The following is a 25,111-nucleotide window of genomic DNA, read 5'->3' on the forward strand; positions in this document are numbered from 1 at the left end:
TAAAAATTTTTGTTAGTTAAGCAAGAAAAATGTGATTAAGATTAAATTTTTATTATTTCTTTAAGTTTTTAAAAACAGAGATTGATATAATTATTTGTAGTTATTTTTGTTAAATTTGAAATTGATATAGAGGTAAATTATGAGTGACATTGCGATCACTATAAGCCTCCTTGCTCTTGTCGCTGTCATTGGGTTGTGGATAGGGCATTGGAAGATTAGAGGCGTAGGGTTAGGTATTGGTGGCGTGCTATTTGGCGGTATTATTGTTGCCCACTTTATAAAGCAATATACAGAATTAGAATTAGATCCACATACACTACATTTTATTCAGGAGTTTGGTTTAATTTTATTTGTTTATACGATTGGGATTCAGGTCGGACCAGGTTTTTTTGCATCTTTGCGCGAATCAGGGCTGAAGTTAAATGGTTTTGCTGCGCTAATCGTATTACTGGGTTCTTTAGCGGTGGTTGTGATTTATATGCTGGCTGATGTGCCTTTAGAAATTATTCTCGGTATTTATTCGGGCGCTGTTACTAACACGCCTTCTCTTGGTGCGGGGCAGCAAATTCTCGCTGAGCTAACAGCTTCTCAAACTACGGCAACAATGGGGATGGCGTATGCTATGGCATATCCGTTTGGGATTTGCGGTATCTTACTTTCTATGTGGTTGATTCGCTTATTTTTCCGTATCAAAGTAGATGATGAAGCAAAAAACTTTTTAAAAGAAAGTGGGCAAGATAAAGATAGTTTGGGTTCGATGAATATTAAAGTCACAAATCCTAATTTAGATGGTTTGCGTTTAGTTGATATTCCCGGTTTCGATGAAAGGAAAGATGTTGTGTGTACACGTTTAAAACGTGATGAAAATATTAGTGTGCCACAAGCGAATACCATAATTAAACAGGGTGATCTTTTACACTTAGTGGGAGAGTTGCCGTTATTGCGTAAAATTAAATTAGTGTTAGGTGAAGAAGTGGATGTACCTTTATCTAGCTTTGCTGGCGATCTTCGTTCAGACCGTATTGTTGTCACTAATGAAAAAGTATTGGGAAAACGGATTCGCTCTTTAGGCATTCATCAAAAATATGGTGTAGTCATTGCACGTTTAAATCGTGCAGGGGTTGAGTTAGTCCCAACAGCAAATACAACATTACAATTTGGTGATGTTCTACATGTTGTGGGGCGTAGTGAGGTATTAAATCAAGCCGTTTCAATTATTGGTAATGCGCAACAAAAATTACAACAAGTACAAATGTTACCTGTTTTTATTGGAATTGGTTTAGGCGTATTATTGGGGTCGATTCCTTTCCAAATACCGGGATTTCCAGTAGCGTTAAAACTCGGGTTAGCGGGTGGACCATTGGTTGTTGCCTTGATTCTTGCTCGTATTGGGAGTGTTGGAAAACTTTATTGGTTTATGCCACCAAGTGCTAACTTAGCATTACGTGAAATTGGTATTGTGCTGTTTTTAGCTGTCGTTGGTTTAAAATCAGGTGGTAATTTCATGGATACTCTGCTAAATGGCAGTGGCTTAGAGTGGATGGGCTACGGTATTATTATTACTTTCATTCCATTGATGGTAACAGGGCTGATTGCGCGTTTATATGTCAAAATGAATTATTTAACTCTATGTGGTTTATTGGCTGGTTCGATGACAGATCCTCCAGCATTGGCATTTGCTAATGCAATTAAAGAAGATAGTGGGGCTTCTGCTTTATCTTATGCGACCGTCTATCCAATGGTGATGTTTCTCAGGATTATTTCACCTCAGTTATTAGCAATATTGCTATTTTAACCAGAAAAAGAAAAGACTGCATATTGAGATGCAGTCTTTTTTATGCTTTAGTATTATCAATTATCGTGTAGACAGTTGGAAAATCATGGCTTCTGCTTGGCAGCTGAATTCAAACTGTGCCTTTAATAATGCGCTATTTTCAGTTTTCACGATTTCACTTTTAATCTCACAAGGATCGCTTTCAGCCGCTTTTGCTTTTTGCGTTAAATAAGCTAGGGCTTCTTGTGCGAGTTCTTCTGTTGCATAAAGCTGCTCAAAATCAACTGTACAGTCAGAACCATCAATAATTGTACCAACATCAACACAGCAACAAGCTTTGGCTTCTTCAGCGTTACATTTTAATTTACTCATATTTTATCCTCTAATTTAGTAAAAATTTGCACTTATTTTAGCATTGTTCCAATCCTTCGCAAAATTTAACCGCACTTTATCTGCGTGATTGTGGTTAGAGGGTGATTTATACTGGTCTGAACTCTTATTTAAATAGAGAAATAAATTTGCACCACTATGCATACTTCTTTAGAATCCAAACGCTTATTATATATAATTTAAACAACAAAGGGCTAAAAATGGCAAGAACTAGCAAATTTACTCAAACTCTTCTTTCTTCAATTTTAGCTGTAGCAGCAGGTAGTGCTTCAGCAGCAGCTTTCCAATTGGCAGAAGTATCAACTTCAGGTTTAGGTCGCGCATATGCGGGTGAAGCCGCAATTGCAGATAATGCGGCAGTTGTCGCGACTAACCCAGCGTTGATGACACAATTTAAACAAGCTGAAATTTCTGTTGGAGCGATATTTGTCGATACGAATGTCAATTTAGAAGGTGAGGCGACTCTAATTAACCCTCAGACTAAACAACCTATGGCACAAAAATCAGCAGATCAAAAAAATGTAGTGCCAAATGGTTTATTACCAACCTTATATTTCATCAAACCAATCAATGAGCGTTTTGCTGTTGGTGCGGGTATGAACGTGAATTTTGGTATGCAAAGTAAATTTGATAGTGATTACAGTGCGGGTATTTATGGCGGTTCGACTAAATTAGCCGCAGTAAACTTAAATTTAAGCGGTGCATATCGTATCTCACAAGACTGGAGTGTCGGTCTGGGTTTAAATGCAGTACATGCCAAAGCCAAATTAGAGCGTAATGCTGGATTAGTTAGCAATCTTTATAATGGTATGGCTGGTAATTTAGGTATGACGACACCTGTTGCTAATGATTCAACGACAGTTTCTCGTTTACAAGATTCAGCTTGGGGCTTTGGCTGGAATGCGGGTGTTGTGTATGAATTTAACCAAAATAACCGTCTTGGTGTAGCTTATCATTCGCCAATTGATATTAAATTTAAAGATAGTGAAGCCTATCGATTCAGTTTACCGAAACCAATTACTGGTCCGGCAGAGTTAACATTGAATTTACCAGCATATTGGGAAATTTCAGGCTACCACAAAATGACAGATAAGTTTGCTATGCATTATAGCTTGAAAAGAACAGAATGGAGCCGTTTCAAAGAATTACGTGCAACCTATACTGATGGTTCAGAAGCATTACATAAACCAGAAAACTTCAAAGATAGTACACGTATTGCGCTAGGTGCAAGCTATGATGCAACAGATGCATTAACATTACGTGCGGGTATTGCATTTGATGAAACGCCATTGATTGAACCTTATAAATCAGCATCTATCCCAGATACCGATCGTACTTGGTATAGCTTAGGTGCAACTTATGCATTGACTCCAAATCTGTCTGTAGATGTGGGTTATACACATATCAGAGGTAAAGAAAGTACTTTCGTTGAAAAAGAAAATGGTAAGCCGCTTGTTGTGAAATACACTGCAAAATCGAAAGCAAATCTTTATGGTTTAAATGTAAACTACCGTTTCTAATTTAGGCAAAAATTTAGGATAATAAAGCGTACTTCGGTACGCTTTTTCTGTTTAAGGAGGAATATGATGCAGCCTATTTATTATTGTTATTTTGAGGCACCTGTTGGACGTTTGTTAATGCTATCTCAACATGACAAATTAACCAATTTAGATTTTGAATTAGAGCAGATTGCACCTAATCCGAAGTGGATTCTTGACGAAAATCGACCGCTCTTTGTAAAAGTGAAGCAGGCATTAGTACGCTATTTTGCAGGTGAGCCAGAAACCTTTGCTGGTATTCCTCTGGCACCACAGGGTACAGATTTTCAACAACAAATTTGGCAAGCGTTACAACAAATCCCTTATGGGCAAACATCCACTTATGGTGAGTTAGCACAATTAATTAGCAATCCAAAAGCGATGCGTGCAGTGGGTGGAGCAGTAGGACGTAACCCGATTAGTATCATTATTCCTTGTCACCGTGTTTTAGGTAAAAATCGCAGTTTAACTGGGTTTGGTGGTGGGTTACCGACAAAGCGTCATTTATTGCAATTAGAACATATTGTTTATGTGGATAAAGGTATTGAATTTGTCAAACCTAAGTTATTGAAAAAATATCGCTAAAATTAACCGCACTTTATGATCCCACATACTGAACAAGAATTACTCGCTCGTGCACAATCTATTGCGGGTTTAACCTTTGCTGAATTAGCCTGTGAGTTAAATCTGCCTATCCCTGCTGATTTAAAGCGAGATAAGGGATGGGTTGGTATGCTGATTGAAACGGCTTTAGGTGCCAACGCAGGCAGCAAAGCAGAACGTGATTTTGCTCATCTTGGTATTGAGTTGAAAACCATTCCCATTAATTCACAAGGATTACCATTAGAAACGACTTTTGTGAGTCTTGCGCCATTAATTCAGAATACGGGGGTTAATTGGCAGAATTCGCACGTTAGGCATAAATTGAGTAAAGTATTATGGGTACCTGTTGAAGGTGAACGGCAAATTCCATTAGCTGAACGTCATATTGGACAAGCAATTTTGTGGCAACCTTCAAGAGAACAAGAATATCGTTTACAGCGCGATTGGGAAGAATTGATGGAGTATATTAGTTTGGGCAAAGTTGCGCAAGTGACTGCAAAATTAGGTGAAGTATTGCAATTGCGTCCGAAAGGTGCCAATAGTAAAGCTTTAACTAAGGGGATTGGTAAAGATGGTGAGATTATCGATACTTTACCTTTAGGTTTTTATTTACGTAAAGCGTTTACGACGGAAATCCTGCAGCAGTTTTTACTTGGTGATGATTAATTTCTTGGCATTTTTTAAACAAAACTATATGATTTGTACAATTTTTTAACTTGAAGGAAACGTGATTATGTTTGAATGGCTCGCTAGCCCAGAAGCGTGGATTGCGCTGTTTACTTTAGCTGCATTAGAGATTGTTTTAGGTATTGATAATATTATTTTTATCAGTATTTTAGTGGGACGTTTACCTGAACATCAACGTCAATCAGGGCGCTTAATTGGTTTGGGATTAGCCATGGGGATGCGAATTTTACTCTTGCTTTCGTTATCTTGGGTAATGTCGTTAACAGCACCTTTATTTACAGTATTTAGCGAAGACATCTCAGGTCGTGATTTAATCTTATTATTTGGTGGATTATTTTTGGTAGCAAAAAGTACTCATGAAATTCACCATGCAATGAGTCCTGAAGAAGAAAATGCAGAAAATACACCGAAAAAGGTCAGTTTTATTGGGATTTTAACGCAAATTGCTATTTTAGATATTGTGTTCTCATTAGATTCTGTGATTACAGCAGTAGGTATGGTTGAGCAAATTGAAGTCATGATTGTCGCCATTGTTATTGCAGTTGGTGTGATGATGTTTGCGGCAAAACCAATAGGTGATTTTGTGGAAACACATCCAACTTTAAAAGTACTAGCCTTATCATTCTTAATTCTGATTGGTGTGGCATTAATTGGTGAAAGCTTAGACTTCCATATTCCGAAAGGCTACATTTACTTTGCTATGGGCTTCTCTGTCGTTGTCGAAATGATTAACATTAAAATGCGTAAAAAATTAATTAAGAAGCCGACAGCATAATTAGTAGTGTTTGATATAGCAAAGGCGGAGTTTACCTCTGCCTTTTTGTTTATGTCGTATAAATATTAATGCGCTTCGTCCCAATTCTTACCTATGCCAATATCGACAATCAGTGGAACGACTAATTGCGCCGCTTGCTCCATGGTTTGTTTAATGAGCTGGCTAAATTCAGCCACTTTTTCTGAGCATACTTCAAACACTAATTCATCATGTACTTGCATAATCATTTGGATATCAGGATGATCTGCGATTTGTTTATCTAATGTAATCATTGCACGTTTGATGATATCAGCTGCACTTCCTTGCATTGGTGCGTTAATTGCCACGCGCTCAGCCGCTTTACGACGAATTGCATTCGCAGAACTAATGTCGGGTAAATATAAACGGCGACCAAACAAAGTGGATACATATCCCTGTGCTTTAGCTGTTTCACGAATCTCAGTCATAAAAGTTTGTACATTAGGATAGCGTTGGAAGTATAAATCCATATACTTTTGCGCTTCGCCGCGTGGAACACCTAATTGGCGTGATAAACCAAAAGCACTCATACCGTAGATTAAACCAAAATTAATTGCTTTCGCACTACGTCGTTGCTCACTGGTCACTTGGTCTAGCGGGACAGCAAAAATTTCTGCCGCAGTAGAACGGTGAATATCTTTTCCTTCGCTAAATGCGTTAATAAGTCCTTGATCTTTTGATAAATGCGCCATAATACGCAATTCAATTTGTGAGTAGTCTGCCGCAATAATCGTATAGCCCTCACGTGCGATAAAGGCTTGTCGAATACGACGACCTTCTTCGTTGCGAATTGGGATATTTTGTAAATTTGGATCACTAGAGGATAAACGACCTGTCGCAGTTACTGCTTGATGATAAGAGGTATGCACACGTCCTGTTTGAGTATTGACCATTTGCGGTAATTTGTCGGTATAAGTTGATTTTAGTTTACTTAAGCCACGGTGTTCGACTAAAACTTTTGGTAATGCATGGTCGTAAGCTAATTCTTCCAACACTTCTTCATTAGTGGAAGGCGCACCTTTAGGTGTTTTCTTTAAAACAGGTAAACCTAATTTATCAAATAAGATTTCTTGTAATTGCTTCGTTGAGGCTAAATTAAAGCATTGACCGGCTAATTCATAGGCTTGTTGCTCAAGTGCGGTCAGTCTTGTGCCAATTTCATTTGATTGATTAAATAGTGCGTCACAATCAATTAATACGCCATGACGTTCCATGCGAGAGAGTACTGCAATTAATGGACGTTCCATATTTTCATACAATTCAACTAATGTTGGCTGCTGTGATAGTTTTTGCCACAGAACTTGCTGTAGTTTCATTGTAATATCTGCATCTTCCGCTGCATATTCGGCAGCTTGTTCTAATGGAATTTGATTGAAAGTCAGTTGTGCTTTGCCTTTACCCGCAATTTCTTCAAAGCTAATCGTTTGATGACCTAAATACCGTTTAGCCAGATCATCCATATTATGGCGCCCAGTGCTATCGAGTATATAAGACAGTAGCATTGTGTCGTAAGCGATACCTTGTACATCAATACCATTACGAGCAAAAATACTGAGATCGAATTTGATATTTTGTCCTATTTTTTCAATAGTTGGGTTTTCTAAAATAGGTTTTAGGAATGCCAGTGCACTGTTAACATCCACTTGTTGTGGTGCGCCGATATAGTCATGGCGGAGTGGAAGATAAGCTGCTTCACCATTCTCTAAAGCAAAAGAAATCCCGACTAAATTGGCAGACATGTAGTCTAAACTGTCAGTTTCCGTGTCTATAGCAATTAATTTTGCACTTTGTAATTTACTGAGCCATTTTTCCAGATCTGGCATTGTCAGAATACAATCATATTTACTGCGATCTATGTCAATTTTGACCGCACTTTCTGTTGCAACAGCAGCTGGCGTTGCTTGATAGTTATTGATTTTAACCGATTGTGTATGACCATTGGTGACAGTATTTTCTCCACTCATGACTTCGGTCAGCCAACGTTTAAACTCATAACGCCCAAAATATTCGATAAGTTGATCGTTATTTGCTGCACCAAAAGTGAGTTGTTCAGGGGTAATTTGTAAGCTGACATCAGTTTTAATGGTGGCAAGTAAGTAAGATAAATCTGCCATTTCTTTGGCACCAAGTAATTTATCCGCCAATTTTTTCGCGCCGCGAAGTGGTAGGTCAGCGACTTTATCCAAATTGGCATAAATTTCAGCCATACTACCAATTCCTTGCAATAGACCTAAGGCAGTTTTTTCACCGACACCGGGTACGCCTGGAATATTGTCTGAACTATCTCCCATTAACGCAAGGTAATCAATAATTAGCTCAGGGGGCAAACCATATTTTTCGATAACACCTTGTCGATCAAGCAAGCTATTATTCATCGTGTTAATCAGCATAATATTGTCATCAACTAGCTGTGCCATATCTTTATCGCCAGTACTGATTAACACTTTTTTACCTGCTTTTGAAGCTTGCACTGCCAGTGTACCGATAACATCATCAGCTTCTACACCTTCAACAATAAGAAGTGGAATACCTAAGGCACGAATAATATTGTGAAGCGGTAAAATTTGTTGGCGTAATTCATCTGGCATTGGCGGACGATGTGACTTGTATTGTTCAAACATTTCATCGCGAAACGTTTTACCTTTAGCATCAAATACTACCGCAATATGGCTGGGTTGTACTTGTGAAATGAGGCTTTTTAGCATATTTAACACACCATACATGGCACCAGTTGGTTCATTTAATGAATTAGTGAGTGGTGGGAAAGCATGAAATGCGCGATATAAATAAGAAGAGCCATCAACAAGAACTAAAGGATTTTCTGCAATGTTTGCCATAATCGATCCGTTTTTTAAAGTGAAAATTTGGGGACATTATAGCGTAAAAGTGAGGGAAAAGTGCGGTTAAAAATAGGAATGTTTTGTCTGTTCATGATTTATTGAATTGTAAGGAAATGTAAAAATAATCACAGAAATTAAAAAGTTTGTGATCTTAATCACGTTAAGCTAGGTATTTTGTATGAATTAATGCATTAGTTTGTTAGATTAGACCACTTACAACTTACAATTAAAATGGAGTCATTTAAGGAGAAAAAATGAAAAAGTTTAGCTTATCAATTATTGCAGTCAGCTCGCTTGTATTATTGACCGCTTGTTCAAATCAACAAGCTATGGAACAAGGTAATCAGGCACAACTACAGCAACAAATGTCTATGGGATTAGTATGGACCCAGCAATCTGGTGAATATGAAGCGTTAGCCCATCAAGCTTTTAATACAGCTAAAATTGCTTTTGATCATTCAAAAGTCAAAAAAGGCAAGAAAAAGGCAGTCGTAGTTGATTTGGATGAAACCATGATCGACAACAGTGCTTATTCAGGTTGGCAAGTCAAAACTGGTCAAGGTTTTTCACCAAAAACATGGACAAAATGGGTAGATGCAAGACAATCAGCTGCAATTCCAGGCGCAGTAGAGTTCTCTAACTACGTTAATGCGAATGGTGGTACGATGTTCTTCGTGTCTAATCGTCGTGATGATGTTGAAAAAGCAGGGACTGTGGATGATATGAAACGTCTTGGTTTTACTGGTGTAAATGATAAAACCTTATTATTGAAAAAAGACAAATCAAACAAATCAATTCGTTTCAAACAAGTTGAAGAGATGGGTTATGACATTGTGTTATTTGTAGGTGATAATTTAAATGATTTCGGTGATGAAACCTATAAGAAAACCAATGCAGAGCGTCGAGCATTTGTAGCTAAAAATAGTAAAAAATTTGGTAAAACGTTCATTATGTTACCGAATACACAATATGGTGACTGGGAAGGTGGTTTAGATAAAAACTATTTTAAAGGCGATTCACAAAGCAAGTTAGATGTTCGTGCGAAAGCAATTCACGCTTGGGATGGTAAATAAGGCTTTTTCTTTTTATTTGATTAAATGCGGTTAAATTAGCGTTAACCGCATTTTTTATTTCTTAGTATTTTGTTATCGCATTTTCAGTGTATTACTTATATCATTAGCCCATCTTGTTTCATGGGTACTATATGCAAAAAATATTTCTTATTTTGACCGCTCTTTGCTGCTTAAATAGCTGTGGGACTGTAGTGAAATTAATTGATCCGACTGAGCCTTATTCTGCGTATGCAGGCACAAAATATGATGTTGAAATGGCAAAGCAGTGGGGATTGCCTATTTTAGATTTGCCGCTTTCTTTTTTACTTGATTCCGTATTATTACCTTATGTATGGTCACAACAAACAGAACAAAGATAATCCGCTATGAAATTAAATGTGCAACAACAAAAAGCAGTTGAATATGTCACAGGACCTTGTTTAGTATTGGCAGGTGCTGGTTCTGGTAAAACGAGGGTGATTATTAATAAAATTGCACATTTAGTGGCAAATTGTGGTTATCAGCCACGCCAAATTGCTGCAGTGACTTTCACGAATAAAGCTGCACGTGAAATGAAAGAACGTGTTGCGCATTCTATTGGCAAGCAAGCAAGCCGTGGACTCATTGTGTCTACATTTCATACACTAGGCTTCGATATTATTAAACGTGAATATAAGCAGTTGGGCTTTAAAGCGAATATGACATTGTTTGATGAACATGATCAACTGGCGTTATTAAAAGAACTCACGGCAGACTTACTTGCAGAAGAGAAAGAATTATTGCGAGAGCTAGTTTCAACAATTTCAAATTGGAAAAATGATTTAATTTCACCTCAACAAGCAAAATATTTAGCACGTGATGCAAAAGGACAAACTTTTGCGCTATGTTACGAACGTTATAGTAAACAAATTCGTGCGTATAATGCGTTAGATTTTGATGATTTAATCATGTTACCGACTTTATTATTTAAACAGAATGAAGAGGTACGTTTAAAGTGGCAACAAAAAATTCGTTATTTATTAGTCGATGAATATCAGGATACTAATACTAGTCAATATGAGTTAATTAAGTTATTAGTAGGTGAACGTGCTTGTTTTACTGTGGTCGGTGATGATGATCAGTCTATTTATTCATGGCGTGGCGCACGCCCACAAAACATGATGCGCTTAAAGACAGATTTTCCTCAATTAGACGTCATCAAATTAGAACAAAACTATCGCTCAACACAACGTATTTTACATTGTGCCAATATTCTTATTGCGAATAATGAACATGTTTTCGATAAACAACTGTTCTCAAATTTAGAGTCAGGAGAGAAACTACAGATTATTGAGGCAAAAAATGAGGATGATGAAGCAGAACGTGTTGTGGGTGAACTAATTGCACATCGTTTCATGCGTAAAACAAAATATAAAGACTATGCCATTTTATATCGCGGTAATCATCAATCTCGTTTATTAGAAAAAGTGCTCATGCAAAACCGTATTCCTTATAAAATTTCAGGAGGGACTTCGTTTTTTTCTCGTGCTGAAATTAAGGATATGATGGCGTATTTACGTTTATTGGTTAACCAAGATGATGATGCGGCATTTTTGCGAATTGTAAATATCCCAAAACGTGAAATTGGTACAGTGACATTAGAAAAGTTAGGTACATTAGCACAAGAAAAGCAAATAAGTTTGTTTGAAGCGATTTTTGACTTTGAATTAATGCAACGGGTTACGCCTAGAGCTTACAATGCATTGCAAAATTTTGGTCAATGGATTGTGCAATTAAGCGATGAAATTATACGTGCTGAACCTGAGCGGGCGATTCGTACTATGCTAGCACAATTGCATTATGAGGAATATTTATATGAATATGCGCCCAGTCCAAAAGCGGCAGAAATGCAAAGTAAAAATGTCGCTACTTTATTTGATTGGATTGGCGACATGCTTAAAGATGATGAGGTTGATGAGCCTATGAGCCTAAATCAGGTGGTGACAAGATTAACTTTACGCGACATGATGGAGCGTGGTGAAGAAGATAATGAAAGCGATCAAGTTCAATTGATGACGCTACATGCGTCTAAAGGGCTAGAATTTTCTCATGTTTTTCTGATTGGCATGGAAGAAGGTATTTTACCGCATCAAACCAGTATTGATGAAGATAATGTTGAGGAAGAACGCCGTTTAGCTTATGTTGGCATTACGCGAGCACAACAAAGTTTGATCTTTTCTTTATGTAAAGAACGACGTCAATTTGGTGAAGTGTTAAAGCCTGAGCCGAGTCGTTTTTTAGCTGAATTACCAGTAGATGATGTGCAATGGGAACGTGATAAACCAGTGATGACAAAGGCACAACAGCAAGAAAATACGGCGAATCAATTAGCAAATTTACGTGCGATATTACGTGGTAAATAATTTTTTCTGTTTTATTTGCTCTAATTTGTAGAGAAATCAGTCAACTGAATAATTTTTTGTAAAAAATGATTTGACTTATTTTTAGAAAAACGTATCATACCGCCCACAAACCAATTGCGGTGAGATGGCCGAGAGGCTGAAGGCGCTCCCCTGCTAAGGGAGTATGGGGTCAAAAACTCCATCGAGGGTTCGAATCCCTCTCTCACCGCCATTTACTCAGGTTTGCTCGCTATTAAGTTAAGTTTTTTATTAAATAGCAAGTAAACAAGTGCTGCACCCGTAGCTCAGCTGGATAGAGTACTCGGCTACGAACCGAGCGGTCAGAGGTTCGAATCCTCTCGGGTGCGCCATTTTAAATTCGACTCTATTGTTTAAAATGGTTAAAGCAACTAAATCAAATTTCGACTATACGCACCCGTAGCTCAGCTGGATAGAGTACTCGGCTACGAACCGAGCGGTCAGAGGTTCGAATCCTCTCGGGTGCGCCATTTAATTTCATGTCTTCTTTATCCTGTTATCTTTGAGTTATTTGACAAGTTTATTTTACACATACAGCTTATCTGCTATCTGCTATCTGCTATCTGCTATCTGCTATCTGCTATCTGCTATCTGCTATCTGCTTCTTGTTTGGCTTGGCTTGCAAAAGTGCGGTCTGTTTTTGAGAGATTTTATGCTTTTAACGAGAAATCTTATTGAGCATGGCGTGATCGAGTTTATCTAAGATCTGTGGTTGATCGAGCAAAAGTGAATAATAATTTGCTAAAAAATAACTTTGCTCATTGGCAGGAATTGAGAAAGGGATCAGTTGTAAGATTTCTTTGTGCATAGCCAAAACTATTGGAAAACAGACCGCACTTTGAATCTTGGTTTGAAAGTCTTTATGCAGTGGTGAGGCACAATGGTGGCGCTTAATTCTGCCTAACGAATTGGCTAAATGAATCAATAGTGTTGTGGCTTGTGTTCTATTCACATCAACATGCCAATGTTGTGCCAAGTGATGTTGCGCATTGAATACAATTTCAATAATTTGTTCGTCAATTAGCTTACGAACTTGTAGCATTTTTAACTGAGATTGGATATTCATACTTTCCTCACCACGACTTGTCATTCAGTCTAGCTCAATTCTGTGTAATTAAACAGTGCATAGATCACAAATTTATAGCACAATAATGTTTATTTAAATTTCATTGAATAAACTAAAGTGATGATGTTAGATAAACAACTGTTTAGCCAATATGCTGGATTAATTTTTGATATGGATGGTACTTTAATTGATACTATGCCTTGTCATGCACAAGCTTGGCTGATGGTTGGTGAGTATTATGGATATGCTTTACAACCTGAAATCATGTATAAAATGGCAGGCGCCCCGCTGCGTACGATTGCACAAGCAATAATGCAAGAAGCGAACATGCCTTTAACTTTATTACAAGATGTGATGCGTTTAAAACGTCAGTTTGGCAAAGCACTTATTTTAAACCAAGCAAAATTATTACCTGCCGCAAATGTCGCCAAGCATTTTTATCAACAGAAAGCTATGGCATTAGGCACAGGATCGCACCGTGAAATGACATATTTATTGTTAGATAAATTAGATATTGCACATTGCTTTGAGGCTGTTGTGACTTCAGAAGATGTAGAAAAACATAAGCCAGCGCCTGATACCTTTTTACGTTGTGCTGAATTAATTCAAGTTAAGCCACAAGATTGTTTGGTTTTTGAAGATGCAGATTTAGGTGTACAAGCTGGGTTAGCCGCAGGTATGCATGTATTTGATGTGAGAACGTGTAGATTAATTACAGAGTAATTGTATGTTAAGCGATAAAGAAAAAATGCTAACAGGTTTAGCTCATCAACCTTATGATCAAGAATTAGCCGCACTGCGTTTGCGTAATAAAGAATTATTGCATGAATATAATGTATTAACTCGCCCTTCTGATAAAGAAAATAAAGCACGTTTAATCTTAACTATTCTTGGTAAAGCAACGAATATTCCACATATTAACTCTCCTTTCTATTGTGATTATGGTCAATTTATTGAAGTGGGCAAAAACTTTTTTGCTAATTATAACTGTACTATTTTAGATACAGGTGGCGTGAAAATTGGTGATGATGTTTTGTTTGCGCCAAATGTGAGTTTATACACAGTAGGACATCCCATTGATCCTGAATTACGTAGATCAGAATGGGAACAAGCATTACCTATTGTGATTGGTCATAATGTTTGGGTTGGGGGTAATGTGGTGATTTTAGGCGGTGTGACAATTGGCGATAATTCCGTGATAGGCGCAGGTTCTGTCGTCACGAAAGATATTCCTGCTAATTGTGTGGCAGTAGGTAATCCATGTCATGTCTTAAGACCAATTAGTCAAAAAGATCGTGATGACTATTTACAACGTTTTAAACCTGATTTAAATGATTGAGTTATGGTCTTGGGAATTTTGGCAGCAGCATAGTTTATACTTGATGTTTGCCAGCGCGTTTTTAAGTGCCACTGTTTTGCCAGGTAATTCAGAGGTGATCTTTGTTGGAATATTAACGCCTTGGGCTTTAAGTCAAGGAACGTTGTTGAGTGATAATGTGTTAAGCTTGTTTACAGTTGCTGTGTTAGGCAATAGCCTTGGTAGCTTCACTACCTATTGGTTTGGGCGTGTTTTGCCCCAAGTGTCAGAAAAACAACAGCGACATCCACGCTTTGGATTGGTTATTCGCAATATCCAACGTTATGGTATTTGGAGCTTATTTTTCAGCTGGTTACCTGTCATTGGCGATATGTTGTGTGTTGTAGCTGGCTGGTTGCGTTTAAATATGCTGGGTGTATTTGTGCTAATGACATTAGGTAAAGCTGTACGCTATCTTTTTTTATTGTTATTAACGATGAATTTGTTTGCAATTTGAGTAAAATAAATACGTTTTTAACGTAAAAAAACACCACCCAAAAGGGTGGTGAAATAACCTAAGGAACCAATTTTATTAAAAACAACTGCAAGTTGCTGTATTTTAAGACAGATGCCTTGAAGTAAAGTTCAAAAAAATTTAACTAAAATTGAAATAAATTGACAATTTAAAGGAAACAATTATGCCACTACTTGATAGTTTTAAAGTCGATCATACTCGAATGAATGCGCCAGCTGTACGTATTGCAAAGACAATGCGTACACCAAAGGGAGATGATATTAGTGTATTTGATTTACGTTTTTGCGCGCCAAACAAAGCTATTTTATCTGCTAAGGGAATTCATACTTTAGAGCATTTATTTGCTGGCTTTATGCGTGATCATTTAAATAGTGATGAAGTAGAAATTATTGATATTTCACCAATGGGATGCCGTACTGGTTTTTATATGTCATTAATTGGCACGCCAAACGAACAACAAGTTGCCGTAGCTTGGTTAGCGTCAATGCAAGATGTACTTAACGTAAAAGAACAAAGTCAAATTCCTGAGCTAAACGAATATCAATGCGGTAGTTATACAGAGCATTCCCTTTCTGATGCACATCAAATCGCGCGCAATGTGATAGCAAGTGGTGTTGGTGTAAATAAGAATGAAGATTTGTTACTTGATGAAAAATTATTAAACCCATAATCCTATATCTGTATGACACAGCCAGAAGGAAATTAACATGACAAAAATTGGTACTGCCTTAACAGCGAAAGCAACGAAAGTAATGATGCTTGGGTCTGGTGAATTAGGTAAAGAAGTCGTGATTGAATTACAGCGTTTAGGTGTTGAAGTCATCGCGGTTGATCGCTATGAAAATGCGCCTGCTCAACAAGTAGCACATCGTGCTTATACACTTTCTATGTTAGATGGTGAGGCATTAAAAGCGTTAGTGGAACAAGAAAAGCCTGATTATATTGTGCCAGAAGTAGAAGCAATAGCGACAGCGACACTAGTTGAACTTGAACAAGCGGGCTTTAATGTCATTCCGACAGCAAAAGCGACCCAATTAACCATGAATCGAGAAGGTATCCGTCGCTTAGCTGCAGAAGAACTGGGTTTACCAACATCACATTATCAATTTGTAGATAATTTTACTGATTTCAAAAATGCAGTAGAAAAAATAGGCATTCCTTGTGTAGTGAAACCAATTATGTCTTCTTCAGGTCATGGTCAAAGTATTTTAAAATCTGCTGACGATATACAGAAAGCATGGGATTATGCACAGCAAGGTGGGCGTGCTGGTGGTGGTCGTGTCATTGTTGAAGGGTTTGTAAAATTTGATTATGAAATCACATTATTAACTGTGCGCCATATTCATGGTACTTCTTTCTTGGCACCAATTGGACATATTCAAGTTGACGGTGATTATCGTGAATCTTGGCAACCACAAGCGATGTCTGATATTGCTTTAGCAAAAGCACAAGACATTGCGGAGAAAATTACGACAGCATTAGGTGGGCGTGGTATTTTTGGTGTGGAAATGTTTGTCTGTGGCGATGAAGTGATTTTCAATGAAGTTTCTCCACGCCCACATGATACGGGCATGGTGACCTTAATTTCACAAGAATTATCAGAGTTTGCGCTACATGCACGTGCTATTTTAGGTTTGCCAATCCCAGAGATTCATTTGATTAGTCCATCAGCATCTAAAGCGGTTGTGGTAGAAGGTCAATCCAATCAAGTCCAATTCGCTAATTTAGTAGAAGTACTGGCTAAACCGAATACCAATATTCGTTTATTTGGAAAAGGTGAGGTCAATGGTCATCGCCGTATGGGTGTGATTCTTGCCCGTGATAGCTCTGTAGCGCGTGCTTTAGAAAAAGTACGTAGTGCGCATGATAAGTTAGAAATTATACTTTGATAAATAGTGGTATAATATCGTAAAGCCGTTTAGAAACGGACCGCACTTGAGGTAAAGTGCGGTCCGTTTTTTGCTAATTTATTGAGTTAAGTAGTCTAATACGACTTGGTGATGGTTTGAGGTTTTAAATTGACTAAAGACTTGCTCAACCATGCCTTGTTCATCAATTAAAAAACTGATGCGGTGAATCCCATCGTAGGTTTTGCCTAGAAATTTCTTTTCGCCCCATACACCAAACTGTTCTGCAACTTGATGATCTTGATCTGCTAGCAAAAGAAAATTGAGTGCTTTTTTGTCAGTAAACTTTGCTAATTTTTCTGGTGAATCAGGGCTGATCCCTAAAATTACCACACCTAATTTTTCTAATTCGGTTTTACTATCACGTAAGCCACAGGCTTGTGTATTACAGCCAGGGGTCAGTGCTTTAGGGTAGAAATAAATGAGCACTTTTTTGCCTACAAATTGTTTTAGAGAAACAGACTCATTATATTGATTAAATAGCGTAAATTGTGGCGCAGGTGCACCAATTTGTAAGATTTCCATGAAAATTTCCCCGTGAGAAATAAGTTTAGATAAAAAATTTAAAAAATGACTTGCAAATTCAGGCTATTTTAGCGATCTTAAACTGCAATTTACAAGCAAACTCAACAATCAATAGAATGAATATCATTCAAAAATGATAACTATTTCAAATTAATAAATATGCTCAGGAGGCGTTATGTCAGTAAATAATTATTTATTCTCGGGTAGCATTGTTGCAATTGTGACACCAATGGACAATTCAGGTGAAATTGACTTTGTGGCGCTGAAGAAATTAGTTGAGCATCACATCGCAGCAGGCACTGATGCTATTGTTTCTGTAGGCACTACGGGCGAAGCTGCGACATTAAGTATTGATGAGAATGTGAAAACGATTTTGAAGACAGTTGAATTTGCCGATGGACGTATTCCTGTTATCGCGGGTGCGGGTGCTAATGCAACCAGTGAAGCGATTGTGATGACGAAATTATTGAATGATAGTGGTGTAGCTGGTTGCCTTTCTGTTGTGCCTTATTACAATAAACCAACGCAAGAAGGGATGTATCAACATTTTAAAGCTATTGCGGAATGTACTGATTTACCACAAATTTTGTATAACGTACCGGGACGTACTGGGAGTGATTTATTACCTGAAACAGTAGGACGTTTATCACAAATTAAGAATATTGTGGGTATCAAAGAAGCGACTGGTGATTTGACTCGTGTAGCGAAGATTAAACAGCTTGCAGGTGAAAATTTTATTTTCTTAAGTGGTGATGATGCTACTGGTCTTGAATCAATGAAATTAGGCGGACAAGGCGTGATTTCAGTGACAAATAATGTTGCAGCAGCAGAGATGGCAAAAATGTGCCATTTAGCACTGAAGGGTGAATTTGATGAAGCTGAGGTGATTAATCAGCGCTTAATGGCATTGCATAAAGATCTTTTCGTAGAGTCTAATCCTATTCCAGTTAAATGGGCAGCTTACCGTTTAGGTTTAATTGATACACCAACGTTGCGTCTGCCGTTAACTACACTAAGTGAATCCTTGCAACCTCAGGTTGAAAATGCGTTAAAAGTAGCTGGGCTACTTTAATTCTCTATGTTGTTTAGGGTCTGTATTAAATAAACAGACCCTAAACTTTTTTATTTTTTCACTGTCAAAGTGCGGTAATTTTTAACAAAATTTAGCATTAAGGAAAAATTTTATGACAAAGTGGCTACTCTCTCTTGCCCTTTTTTCCACGCTGGCAGCTTGTTCAGCAAGTAATGAAAGTAAACAACAAGCTAATGATACTTATCAAAAATCAGATGAAGCGCTACCAGCATTTATGCCGTTAGCAACTGGTGGCGTGAATTTACCGAAACAAGATACGACTTATCAGCTTCCTCAAATTAAAGTGCAAAAAGCACAGAATATTGATATTCGTCCGCCTGAGAATCCATTAGCGATTATTCAAAATTCAATTGCTCAGTTTGATGGTGAGCGTGCTTTAATTGCTTATCCAGCAGATAAACAACAGGTATATAGTGTGGCACAAGTACAGCACTTATTAAAAGAACAAAGCGTAGGTTACAAGCTAGATGGCAATAAAATTGTGACAGATTGGGCGCCAACAGGGCGTACTGATGATATTGGTAAGACTCAAATTCGTTATGAGATTGAACAAGTCAGTTCAGGTGGTTATAGCGCATTATTTGTTTCAGTATTACAGATGAAACGTGATGATGTCGTATTTACTCCAAATTTAGCAGATAAACAACGTTATAGCTCAGATCGTTTAAATCAATTAGTTGGTGAGTTAAATTCAGCCTATCATAAACAAGCCCAAGCATTAAATAACTCGAGCTTTACGCCAATTCAATCAACATTCGCCACTGATAGCAATGGACGTGAGGCTTTAATATTAGCAGCACCTTTTAATCAAGCTTGGGCAAAATTAGGTCAAGTGTTACCACAACTTGAGTTCAGTATTAAAGATGAAGTAATTGGACGAGGTTCTCGCGAATTAAAATATAGTCCTACAGGCGCGAAAAGTTGGTGGTGGCCATTTGGTAGTGCAGATACAAGCACGGGATTAGAAAAAGGCACTTATTTTATGCAATTGAGTGCACTGGGTAAACAAAGTGCAGTGGTGATTACAGATGAGGATGGTAAAGCACTTTCTGATACACGAGCACAAGCAGTATACCAAGCATTACAGAATGTTCTCGCGAGATAATCGTGCTATGAAAAAACTCAATTTAAGCAATGAATGGTTTATTCGCTTAAGTTATATTGCATTAATGGGACTGGGTTTTCCCATTATGCGTTATATGAGTATTCACTTTGACACATTAAATAATAACGCTGTCCGCTTTTTGTCAGGGGGGCAGCGTTTTCATTTTGATATGTCTGTTTAAATTTAGAGGCGAGTTTAAACAAGTCTTACAAGACTATCGGCGTTTATTTAAGTTATTGATATTAGCCTGTTTTATGACAGGGAATATGTATTTCTTTATTAATGGCATGAAACAGACATCGGCGTTATCTGGTAGTATTTTTGGTGTATTAGCAATGCCTTTATCCGTATTAATGGCGGCGATTTTTTATCCTGATGAACGCCAAAAAGTTACTAATATAAAATTTTTGTTGGGTAGCGCGGTTCTAATCATCGGTTCACTGGTATTTGTGTTTTATGGTAAACAAAGTGCGGTTGAAAATAACTTTATTTTAGGTGCAATATTTTTGACTACTGCTATTTTTATCCAATCAATTCAAAATTTAGTGGTCAAAAATATTGCAGGTGGGATGAATGTTATCATCATCAGTGCGTTTACGGCTTTTTTATCAGGCTTGATTTATTTGCTTTGGGCATGGCAAAGTGAGGTGATTTTTAATTTAGCTGATATGAATATTGGTGCTCTGATTGGGCTGAGTTTAGCTGGCGTTTATGGCATGATGACGGGAATGCTTATGGCTTTTTTTATTGTGAAAACACAAGGGATTGTCACTTTCAACATCATCCGGTTATTAGTACCACTTTCTACCGCGATAGTAGGCTATATTACTTTAGGTGAGGTGATTAATTTATATCAGGGCATTGGGGCATTATTGGTAATTTTAGGTTGTGTCTGTTGTCTAAAAATCAAAATGAAGTAAGTAATTTGTGTTAGTTCACGTCTAATTAAATAGCATGAAATGTTGTTTAATCGCTTTTGAAAGGACAGTAAATCGCATTAGTAGTTTGTTTTTTTACTGTTTAATTTTACTAATCCAGAACATGTCGTTCTTTTAATATAGAGAAAGCAAATGAAAATTCAGCAAATGATTAAACAAAATCAATTGGGTTTGTTATTCCAACAAGGTTCATTTGGTTTAGAAAAAGAGAGTCAGCGTGTTTATGCTGATGGTTCCATTGTGACAAGTGCACATCCTAGCCAGTTTGGTAATCGCTCATATCATCCTTATATTCAAACAGATTTTGCCGAAAGTCAACTTGAGTTGATTACACCACCGAATAAAAAATTAGAAGATACTTATCGTTGGCTATCCGCGATTCACGAGGTTGTACAGCGTTCGCTACCTGATGATGAATACATCTTTCCGTTGAGCATGCCTGCTGGGTTACCAGCAGAACAACAGATTAAAGTGGCACAACTAGATAATTCTGAAGATGTGGCATACCGTGAATATTTAGTTAAAGTATATGGTAAGAATAAGCAGATGGTGAGCGGTCTTCATTATAATTTCCAGCTCGCGCCTGAGTTAGTTGCAACATTATTTTCTTTACAGAATACCTATCAAAGTGCGGTCGATTTTCAAAATGATTTGTATCTGAAAATGGCGAAAAACTTTTTACGCTATCAATGGGTCTTGTTGTATTTGTTGGCAGCAACGCCAACTGTCGAAGACAATTATTTTAGCGAAGATGCCGCGCCGCTTAAAGCTGGTGAATATGTACGCAGCTTACGTTCAAGTCAGTATGGCTATGTTAACGATCCTGAAATTAAAGTATCTTTTGATAGTGTGCAACAATATGTTGAAACCTTAGAGCATTGGGTCGCTACTGGAAAGCTTATTGCTGAGAAAGAATTTTATTCTAATGTCCGTTTGCGTGGTGCAAAGAAAGCCCGTGAATTATTGCAAAATGGTATTCAATATCTCGAATTTCGTTTATTCGATCTAAATCCATTTGAAGCTTATGGTATCAGCTTAGCGGATGCAAAATTTATTCACTTATTTGCTTTATTAATGATTTGGCTAGATGACACTGTAGATCAAGATGGCGTTGAATTAGGAAAAGCACGTTTGGCAGAAGTCGCTTTTGAGCATCCATTAGATAAAACGGCATATGCGGAAGAAGGTGAATTACTTTTATTAGAAATGCTTACGATGCTTGAACAAATTAGTGCGCCAATAGAATTAAGTGTGATTGTGAGAGAAAAATTGAGTCAGTTTGCTCATCCAGCACAAACGATTGGTGGACGTTTGTTCCACGCGATTGAACAAGTGGGAGGATATCAGCAATTAGGCGCACAATTAGCACAACAATATAAAGCACAAGCATTTGAACGTTTTTATGCGTTATCTGCGTTTGACAATATGGAGCTGTCAACTCAGGCTCTGCTGTTTGATTTAATTCAACAGGGCATTCAGACTGAAATTCTAGATGAAAATGATCAGTTTTTATGTTTAAGCCATGGTGAACATGTTGAATATGTCAAAAATGGCAATATGACCTCTCATGATAGCTATATTTCCCCTTTGATTATGGAAAATAAAGTGGTAACGAAGAAAGTGTTGCAAAAAGCGGGCTTTAATGTACCACAAAGCCGAGAATTTACTTCCGTTGAACAGGCTGTTGCGAATTATGCATTGTTTGAACATCGCGCTGTTGTGATTAAGCCGAAATCGACGAATTATGGTTTAGGCATTACGATTTTCCAACAAGGTGTACAAAACCGAGAAGACTTTGCTAAAGCAGTGGAAATCGCTTTTCGTGAAGATAAAGAAATTATGATTGAAGACTATTTAGTTGGCACGGAATATCGTTTCTTTGTGTTAGGTAATGAAACTTTAGCGGTATTATTACGCGTGCCAGCTAATGTCATTGGCGATGGGAAGCATACTGTAGCCGAATTAGTTGCCATGAAAAATGATCATCCACTACGCGGTGATGGCAGTCGAACGCCATTGAAGAAAATTGTTTTAGGCGAAATTGAACAATTACAACTCAAAGAGCAAGGCTTAACAATAGATTCTATTCCTGATAAAGATCGACTTGTACAGTTACGCGCCAATTCGAATATTAGTACTGGCGGTGATTCTATTGATATGACAGATCAAATGCATGACAGCTATAAGCAACTCGCTGTTGCAATTACACAAGCAATGGGCGCGGCGGTATGTGGTGTCGATTTAATTATTCCTGATTTGAATAAACCTGCACAACCCAATTTAGCGTCTTGGGGCGTGATTGAGGCTAATTTTAATCCGATGATGATGATGCATATTTTCCCTTATGCAGGAAAATCTCGCCGTTTAACGCAACATGTGATTAAGATGCTGTTCCCAGAAATTCAATAAAAAGTGCCATAAATAGAAAAGCAGACTCTCTGTCTGCTTTTTTAGTCTGCTATTTTTTCAATCAAAGTAGTATAGTTAAATCTGATATTTTGTTTTGTCACCAATATCAAAGTGCAATGGCATTTGCCATTTTTTAATAGCTAAAATCAAAAACAAGATAGCGATAATTACTGACATCACTTGTGTGGCGAAACTGTTATTAAATGGGATAATGCACCAAAATGCGGCTACGAAAAACGGCTGAATATTGAGAAAAAGAATGCGAAAACAAAAGTATTCTTTGTAGCATAATCCTCCTAAAGTTAGAAGTGCACCACCTAAAGCTAAATGCTCAAATCCCATCGACTGGCACAATAATGCGCCCCATGTTGCCATTTGTAAAATGAGCCGAAAAGATTTCATATAAATATGTAAACTTGAAGCACAAAGTACCGCTGCAACTAAAATTCCTCTATGTGCCATTTGGGCGTGATAAGGAAAAATGAGAAGCATGATACCCGCTAAAACAAAGCCTAAACGATATAAAATAACGGTGAGATAATCCCAAAAGTCCATAGGGGATTGAATTTGCGGATCTGCCATATTTTATTCCTTTCCAGTTAAAAATTGAATTTGTCCTTGTTCATTCACCGCCAAAATTGAGGCTGTTTCTCCCCAATCACCTAACACAATACGTGTAAAGTACGGTGGGATTTGGTGGATATTTTGCCGATGAGTATGACCATGAATCATTTTTTTGACAGCAAATTGTTTAAAAGTTTGTAATACAAAATCAGGATTGACATCCATAATTTCAGTAGATTTATGTTGTTTATCTGCTTGGCTTTTAGCTCGGATTTTCTCAGCAATTGTCAACCGCACTTTGAGTGGTAAACATAAAAATAACCACTGACACCATTTTTGATGTACTTTTTTACGGTAACGTTGATAAGTTACATCATCAATACAAAGTGTATCACCATGACAAAGCAAGATTTTTTCACCATATAAATTAATGAGTTGATAGGTTGGTAAAAGTGTTAAATCACAGTCTTGCGCAAATTGTCGACCGATTAAAAAATCTCGGTTGCCATGTTGAAAATAACATTTCACACCTTGTTGGCTTAAGCATTTAATTTCGGCTTTAACTTCTTCAATTAGAGGCGAGCTTTCGTCATCACCAATCCAAAAATCAAACAGATCGCCTAAAATGTAAAGAGATTCTGCTTGTGGCGCTTGATTTCGCATAAAATCGCAGAAAAGCTTGGTTAAGTGCGGTCTGTTTTCGCTAAGATGTAAGTCGGCAATAAAATAGGTTTTTCTCATTGGTTTTCTACATAGTTTTTTGTGTAGAGTAGCACATTTTTTATGTTGATTTGTACACATATTCCAGCAATTTCGCTATACTGAGCCAAATTTTTAAAGGAATAGACTTATGTTGAAATTACTCCGTACGATTGTGATCGTTTTTTGTTGTATTTTAATTTGTGTGTTTGGTTCAATTTACTCTTTTATCCGCTTTAAAAACCCAAGTAATGTCGGTATTATGGCGCGTTGGTTTGGGCGTCTTCATCCATTGTTCGGCTTAAAAGTTGAACATCGCTTTCCAAACAATGCAGATAAAGTCGGACGCTGTATTTATATTGGAAATCACCAAAACAATTATGACATGGTGACGATTTCTTATATGGTGATGCCTCGTACGGTAAGTGTGGGGAAAAAAAGTTTAATTTGGGTGCCTTTTTTTGGCATATTGTATTGGGTTACTGGCAATATTTTAATTGATCGTGAAAATCGAACGAAAGCACATGGCACCATGAATGAGGTGGCACGTCGAATTAATGACGATAATTTGTCTGTTTGGATGTTCCCTGAGGGTACGCGTAGTCGTGGACGTGGATTATTACCTTTTAAAACAGGGGCATTTTATGCCGCGATTGCTGCTGGTGTTCCTATTGTGCCAGTAGTTTGTTCAACAACACATCATAAAATTGACTTAAATTGTTGGGATAATGGCAAAGTGATTTGTGAAATGTTAGAACCCATTGATATCTCTGGTTATGATAAAGATAATGTGCGTGAACTGGCGGCTTATTGTCATCAATTAATGGCAAAACGTATTGCAGAGCTTGACGCTGAAATTGCCCAACAGAGCTAAGT

At 37.5% G+C, this 25,111-nt stretch carries 23 protein-coding genes, 3 tRNA genes and 1 pseudogene; 21 read left to right on the plus strand and 6 right to left on the minus strand.

The genetic code is table 11. The annotated features are described in order from the left end of the window. The first annotated feature begins 139 nt into the window (after positions 1 to 139). Entirely contained in the window at positions 140 to 1,795 is a 1,656-nt protein-coding gene (locus C0975_RS01115) for a putative transporter (protein ID WP_101774563.1), read from the plus strand. A gap of 60 nt (positions 1,796 to 1,855) precedes the next feature. Here the strand turns inward: C0975_RS01115 and C0975_RS01120 are convergent, their stop codons facing one another. Then, on the minus strand, positions 1,856 to 2,146 hold the full coding sequence (locus tag C0975_RS01120; RefSeq protein WP_101774564.1) for a YfcZ/YiiS family protein: 291 nt from the start codon (positions 2,144 to 2,146) through the stop codon (positions 1,856 to 1,858). A 218-nt stretch (positions 2,147 to 2,364) separates the two neighbouring features. On the opposite strand from C0975_RS01120, the gene C0975_RS01125 reads away from it, so the two are divergent. The 4 genes from C0975_RS01125 to C0975_RS01140 all read left to right on the plus strand — a co-directional run bounded on the left by C0975_RS01125 (position 2,365) and on the right by C0975_RS01140 (position 5,767). Beyond that, positions 2,365 to 3,684, plus strand: coding sequence for an outer membrane protein transport protein (locus C0975_RS01125; RefSeq protein WP_101774565.1), 1,320 nt, complete (start codon positions 2,365 to 2,367; stop codon positions 3,682 to 3,684). Positions 3,685 to 3,750: 66 nt separating this feature from the next. Then, positions 3,751 to 4,287: a methylated-DNA--[protein]-cysteine S-methyltransferase gene (locus C0975_RS01130; RefSeq protein ID WP_101774566.1), complete on the plus strand. Its 537-nt coding sequence runs from the start codon at positions 3,751 to 3,753 to the stop codon at positions 4,285 to 4,287. A 15-nt stretch (positions 4,288 to 4,302) separates the two neighbouring features. After that, positions 4,303 to 4,971 (plus strand): DNA mismatch repair endonuclease MutH, encoded by a 669-nt coding sequence (gene mutH / locus C0975_RS01135; RefSeq protein ID WP_101774567.1) that lies wholly within the window; start codon positions 4,303 to 4,305, stop codon positions 4,969 to 4,971. A 67-nt stretch (positions 4,972 to 5,038) separates the two neighbouring features. Further along, the gene (locus C0975_RS01140; RefSeq protein ID WP_101774568.1) at positions 5,039 to 5,767 is read left to right on the plus strand and encodes a TerC family protein; all 729 of its coding nucleotides are present in this window, start codon (positions 5,039 to 5,041) and stop codon (positions 5,765 to 5,767) included. Between the two features lie 65 nt (positions 5,768 to 5,832). Here the strand turns inward: C0975_RS01140 and polA are convergent, their stop codons facing one another. Further along, positions 5,833 to 8,622 carry a DNA polymerase I gene (gene polA, locus C0975_RS01145; RefSeq protein WP_101774569.1) on the minus strand — a complete coding sequence of 930 codons (2,790 nt, stop codon included), beginning with the start codon at positions 8,620 to 8,622 and terminating at the stop codon, positions 5,833 to 5,835. A gap of 257 nt (positions 8,623 to 8,879) precedes the next feature. Here polA and C0975_RS01150 point away from each other — a divergent pair, with 257 nt between their 5' ends. The 6 genes from C0975_RS01150 to C0975_RS01175 all read left to right on the plus strand — a co-directional run bounded on the left by C0975_RS01150 (position 8,880) and on the right by C0975_RS01175 (position 12,567). Beyond that, positions 8,880 to 9,698, plus strand: coding sequence for a 5'-nucleotidase, lipoprotein e(P4) family (locus tag C0975_RS01150; RefSeq protein ID WP_101774570.1), 819 nt, complete (start codon positions 8,880 to 8,882; stop codon positions 9,696 to 9,698). A gap of 131 nt (positions 9,699 to 9,829) precedes the next feature. Further along, complete coding sequence (locus C0975_RS01155) at positions 9,830 to 10,057, plus strand: YceK/YidQ family lipoprotein (protein WP_101774571.1); 228 nt, start codon at positions 9,830 to 9,832, stop codon at positions 10,055 to 10,057. A 6-nt stretch (positions 10,058 to 10,063) separates the two neighbouring features. Further along, on the plus strand, positions 10,064 to 12,079 hold the full coding sequence (gene rep / locus C0975_RS01160) for a DNA helicase Rep (protein WP_101774572.1): 2,016 nt from the start codon (positions 10,064 to 10,066) through the stop codon (positions 12,077 to 12,079). Between the two features lie 118 nt (positions 12,080 to 12,197). After that, a tRNA-Ser gene (locus C0975_RS01165) sits at positions 12,198 to 12,290 on the plus strand. A 62-nt stretch (positions 12,291 to 12,352) separates the two neighbouring features. After that, a tRNA-Arg gene (locus C0975_RS01170) sits at positions 12,353 to 12,429 on the plus strand. A 61-nt stretch (positions 12,430 to 12,490) separates the two neighbouring features. Next, positions 12,491 to 12,567: transfer RNA gene (locus C0975_RS01175), tRNA-Arg, on the plus strand. Positions 12,568 to 12,755: 188 nt separating this feature from the next. On the opposite strand, the gene C0975_RS01185 is transcribed toward C0975_RS01175, so the two are convergent. Next, positions 12,756 to 13,163, minus strand: a complete 408-nt coding sequence (locus C0975_RS01185) for a PRD domain-containing protein (protein WP_101774574.1) — start codon at positions 13,161 to 13,163, stop codon at positions 12,756 to 12,758. Between the two features lie 123 nt (positions 13,164 to 13,286). On the opposite strand from C0975_RS01185, the gene C0975_RS01190 reads away from it, so the two are divergent. From C0975_RS01190 to purT, 5 genes are all read left to right on the plus strand, one after another. Beyond that, a complete protein-coding gene (locus tag C0975_RS01190; RefSeq protein ID WP_101774575.1) occupies positions 13,287 to 13,886 on the plus strand; it encodes a beta-phosphoglucomutase family hydrolase in 600 nt (199 codons plus the stop codon). Between the two features lie 4 nt (positions 13,887 to 13,890). Beyond that, positions 13,891 to 14,502 carry a sugar O-acetyltransferase gene (locus C0975_RS01195; protein ID WP_101774576.1) on the plus strand — a complete coding sequence of 204 codons (612 nt, stop codon included), beginning with the start codon at positions 13,891 to 13,893 and terminating at the stop codon, positions 14,500 to 14,502. Continuing rightward, positions 14,495 to 14,977: a YqaA family protein gene (locus C0975_RS01200; protein WP_101774577.1), complete on the plus strand. Its 483-nt coding sequence runs from the start codon at positions 14,495 to 14,497 to the stop codon at positions 14,975 to 14,977. Before C0975_RS01195 ends, C0975_RS01200 begins: the two co-directional genes overlap by 8 nt. Positions 14,978 to 15,158: 181 nt before the next feature. Next, a complete protein-coding gene (luxS, locus tag C0975_RS01205) occupies positions 15,159 to 15,665 on the plus strand; it encodes an S-ribosylhomocysteine lyase (RefSeq protein WP_101774578.1) in 507 nt (168 codons plus the stop codon). 37 nt (positions 15,666 to 15,702) lie between these two features. Continuing rightward, positions 15,703 to 16,884, plus strand: coding sequence for a formate-dependent phosphoribosylglycinamide formyltransferase (purT, locus tag C0975_RS01210; RefSeq protein ID WP_101774579.1), 1,182 nt, complete (start codon positions 15,703 to 15,705; stop codon positions 16,882 to 16,884). Positions 16,885 to 16,962: 78 nt separating this feature from the next. Here purT and bcp read toward each other — a convergent pair whose 3' ends face one another. After that, positions 16,963 to 17,427 (minus strand): thioredoxin-dependent thiol peroxidase, encoded by a 465-nt coding sequence (gene bcp, locus C0975_RS01215; RefSeq protein WP_101774580.1) that lies wholly within the window; start codon positions 17,425 to 17,427, stop codon positions 16,963 to 16,965. Positions 17,428 to 17,602: 175 nt separating this feature from the next. Between bcp and dapA the strand changes: the two genes are divergently transcribed. The 4 genes and pseudogenes from dapA (at position 17,603) to gshAB (ending at position 22,972) form a co-directional block, all read left to right on the plus strand. Next, positions 17,603 to 18,499: a 4-hydroxy-tetrahydrodipicolinate synthase gene (dapA, locus tag C0975_RS01220; RefSeq protein ID WP_101774581.1), complete on the plus strand. Its 897-nt coding sequence runs from the start codon at positions 17,603 to 17,605 to the stop codon at positions 18,497 to 18,499. A 112-nt stretch (positions 18,500 to 18,611) separates the two neighbouring features. After that, positions 18,612 to 19,625 (plus strand): outer membrane protein assembly factor BamC, encoded by a 1,014-nt coding sequence (gene bamC / locus C0975_RS01225; protein WP_101774582.1) that lies wholly within the window; start codon positions 18,612 to 18,614, stop codon positions 19,623 to 19,625. A gap of 7 nt (positions 19,626 to 19,632) precedes the next feature. Further along, a pseudogene (locus C0975_RS01230) lies at positions 19,633 to 20,545 on the plus strand (DMT family transporter). A 150-nt stretch (positions 20,546 to 20,695) separates the two neighbouring features. Beyond that, positions 20,696 to 22,972 carry a bifunctional glutamate--cysteine ligase GshA/glutathione synthetase GshB gene (gene gshAB / locus C0975_RS01235; protein WP_101774583.1) on the plus strand — a complete coding sequence of 759 codons (2,277 nt, stop codon included), beginning with the start codon at positions 20,696 to 20,698 and terminating at the stop codon, positions 22,970 to 22,972. Between the two features lie 75 nt (positions 22,973 to 23,047). On the opposite strand, the gene C0975_RS01240 is transcribed toward gshAB, so the two are convergent. After that, positions 23,048 to 23,554, minus strand: coding sequence for a DUF2301 domain-containing membrane protein (locus C0975_RS01240; protein ID WP_101774584.1), 507 nt, complete (start codon positions 23,552 to 23,554; stop codon positions 23,048 to 23,050). 3 nt (positions 23,555 to 23,557) lie between these two features. Further along, complete coding sequence (lpxH, locus tag C0975_RS01245; RefSeq protein ID WP_101774585.1) at positions 23,558 to 24,277, minus strand: UDP-2,3-diacylglucosamine diphosphatase; 720 nt, start codon at positions 24,275 to 24,277, stop codon at positions 23,558 to 23,560. 109 nt (positions 24,278 to 24,386) lie between these two features. Here lpxH and C0975_RS01250 point away from each other — a divergent pair, with 109 nt between their 5' ends. Further along, a complete protein-coding gene (locus C0975_RS01250) occupies positions 24,387 to 25,109 on the plus strand; it encodes a 1-acylglycerol-3-phosphate O-acyltransferase (RefSeq protein WP_101774586.1) in 723 nt (240 codons plus the stop codon). Positions 25,110 to 25,111 lie beyond the last annotated feature (2 nt).

The sequence above is a fragment of the Pasteurella oralis genome, assembly GCF_002850605.1.
In the GTDB taxonomy this organism is placed as follows: Bacteria; Pseudomonadota; Gammaproteobacteria; order Enterobacterales; family Pasteurellaceae; genus Pasteurella; species Pasteurella oralis.

What these genes read in the sequence shown, in the direction of transcription:
- bamC (WP_101774582.1), top strand. Translation starts at nt 18,612, where the DNA reads ATGACAAAGTGGCTACTCTCTCTTGCCCTTTTTTCCACGCTGGCAGCT.
- gshAB (WP_101774583.1), top strand. Translation starts at nt 20,696, where the DNA reads ATGAAAATTCAGCAAATGATTAAACAAAATCAATTGGGTTTGTTATTC.
- C0975_RS01155 (WP_101774571.1), top strand. Translation starts at nt 9,830, where the DNA reads ATGCAAAAAATATTTCTTATTTTGACCGCTCTTTGCTGCTTAAATAGC.
- rep (WP_101774572.1), top strand. Translation starts at nt 10,064, where the DNA reads ATGAAATTAAATGTGCAACAACAAAAAGCAGTTGAATATGTCACAGGA.
- C0975_RS01190 (WP_101774575.1), top strand. Translation starts at nt 13,287, where the DNA reads ATGTTAGATAAACAACTGTTTAGCCAATATGCTGGATTAATTTTTGAT.
- bcp (WP_101774580.1), bottom strand. Translation starts at nt 17,427, where the DNA reads ATGGAAATCTTACAAATTGGTGCACCTGCGCCACAATTTACGCTATTT.
- luxS (WP_101774578.1), top strand. Translation starts at nt 15,159, where the DNA reads ATGCCACTACTTGATAGTTTTAAAGTCGATCATACTCGAATGAATGCG.
- C0975_RS01125 (WP_101774565.1), top strand. Translation starts at nt 2,365, where the DNA reads ATGGCAAGAACTAGCAAATTTACTCAAACTCTTCTTTCTTCAATTTTA.
- C0975_RS01120 (WP_101774564.1), bottom strand. Translation starts at nt 2,146, where the DNA reads ATGAGTAAATTAAAATGTAACGCTGAAGAAGCCAAAGCTTGTTGCTGT.
- lpxH (WP_101774585.1), bottom strand. Translation starts at nt 24,277, where the DNA reads ATGAGAAAAACCTATTTTATTGCCGACTTACATCTTAGCGAAAACAGA.
- C0975_RS01195 (WP_101774576.1), top strand. Translation starts at nt 13,891, where the DNA reads ATGTTAAGCGATAAAGAAAAAATGCTAACAGGTTTAGCTCATCAACCT.
- C0975_RS01240 (WP_101774584.1), bottom strand. Translation starts at nt 23,554, where the DNA reads ATGGCAGATCCGCAAATTCAATCCCCTATGGACTTTTGGGATTATCTC.
- C0975_RS01250 (WP_101774586.1), top strand. Translation starts at nt 24,387, where the DNA reads ATGTTGAAATTACTCCGTACGATTGTGATCGTTTTTTGTTGTATTTTA.
- polA (WP_101774569.1), bottom strand. Translation starts at nt 8,622, where the DNA reads ATGGCAAACATTGCAGAAAATCCTTTAGTTCTTGTTGATGGCTCTTCT.
- C0975_RS01150 (WP_101774570.1), top strand. Translation starts at nt 8,880, where the DNA reads ATGAAAAAGTTTAGCTTATCAATTATTGCAGTCAGCTCGCTTGTATTA.
- C0975_RS01200 (WP_101774577.1), top strand. Translation starts at nt 14,495, where the DNA reads ATGATTGAGTTATGGTCTTGGGAATTTTGGCAGCAGCATAGTTTATAC.
- mutH (WP_101774567.1), top strand. Translation starts at nt 4,303, where the DNA reads ATGATCCCACATACTGAACAAGAATTACTCGCTCGTGCACAATCTATT.
- C0975_RS01130 (WP_101774566.1), top strand. Translation starts at nt 3,751, where the DNA reads ATGCAGCCTATTTATTATTGTTATTTTGAGGCACCTGTTGGACGTTTG.
- C0975_RS01115 (WP_101774563.1), top strand. Translation starts at nt 140, where the DNA reads ATGAGTGACATTGCGATCACTATAAGCCTCCTTGCTCTTGTCGCTGTC.
- C0975_RS01185 (WP_101774574.1), bottom strand. Translation starts at nt 13,163, where the DNA reads ATGAATATCCAATCTCAGTTAAAAATGCTACAAGTTCGTAAGCTAATT.
- C0975_RS01140 (WP_101774568.1), top strand. Translation starts at nt 5,039, where the DNA reads ATGTTTGAATGGCTCGCTAGCCCAGAAGCGTGGATTGCGCTGTTTACT.
- dapA (WP_101774581.1), top strand. Translation starts at nt 17,603, where the DNA reads ATGTCAGTAAATAATTATTTATTCTCGGGTAGCATTGTTGCAATTGTG.
- purT (WP_101774579.1), top strand. Translation starts at nt 15,703, where the DNA reads ATGACAAAAATTGGTACTGCCTTAACAGCGAAAGCAACGAAAGTAATG.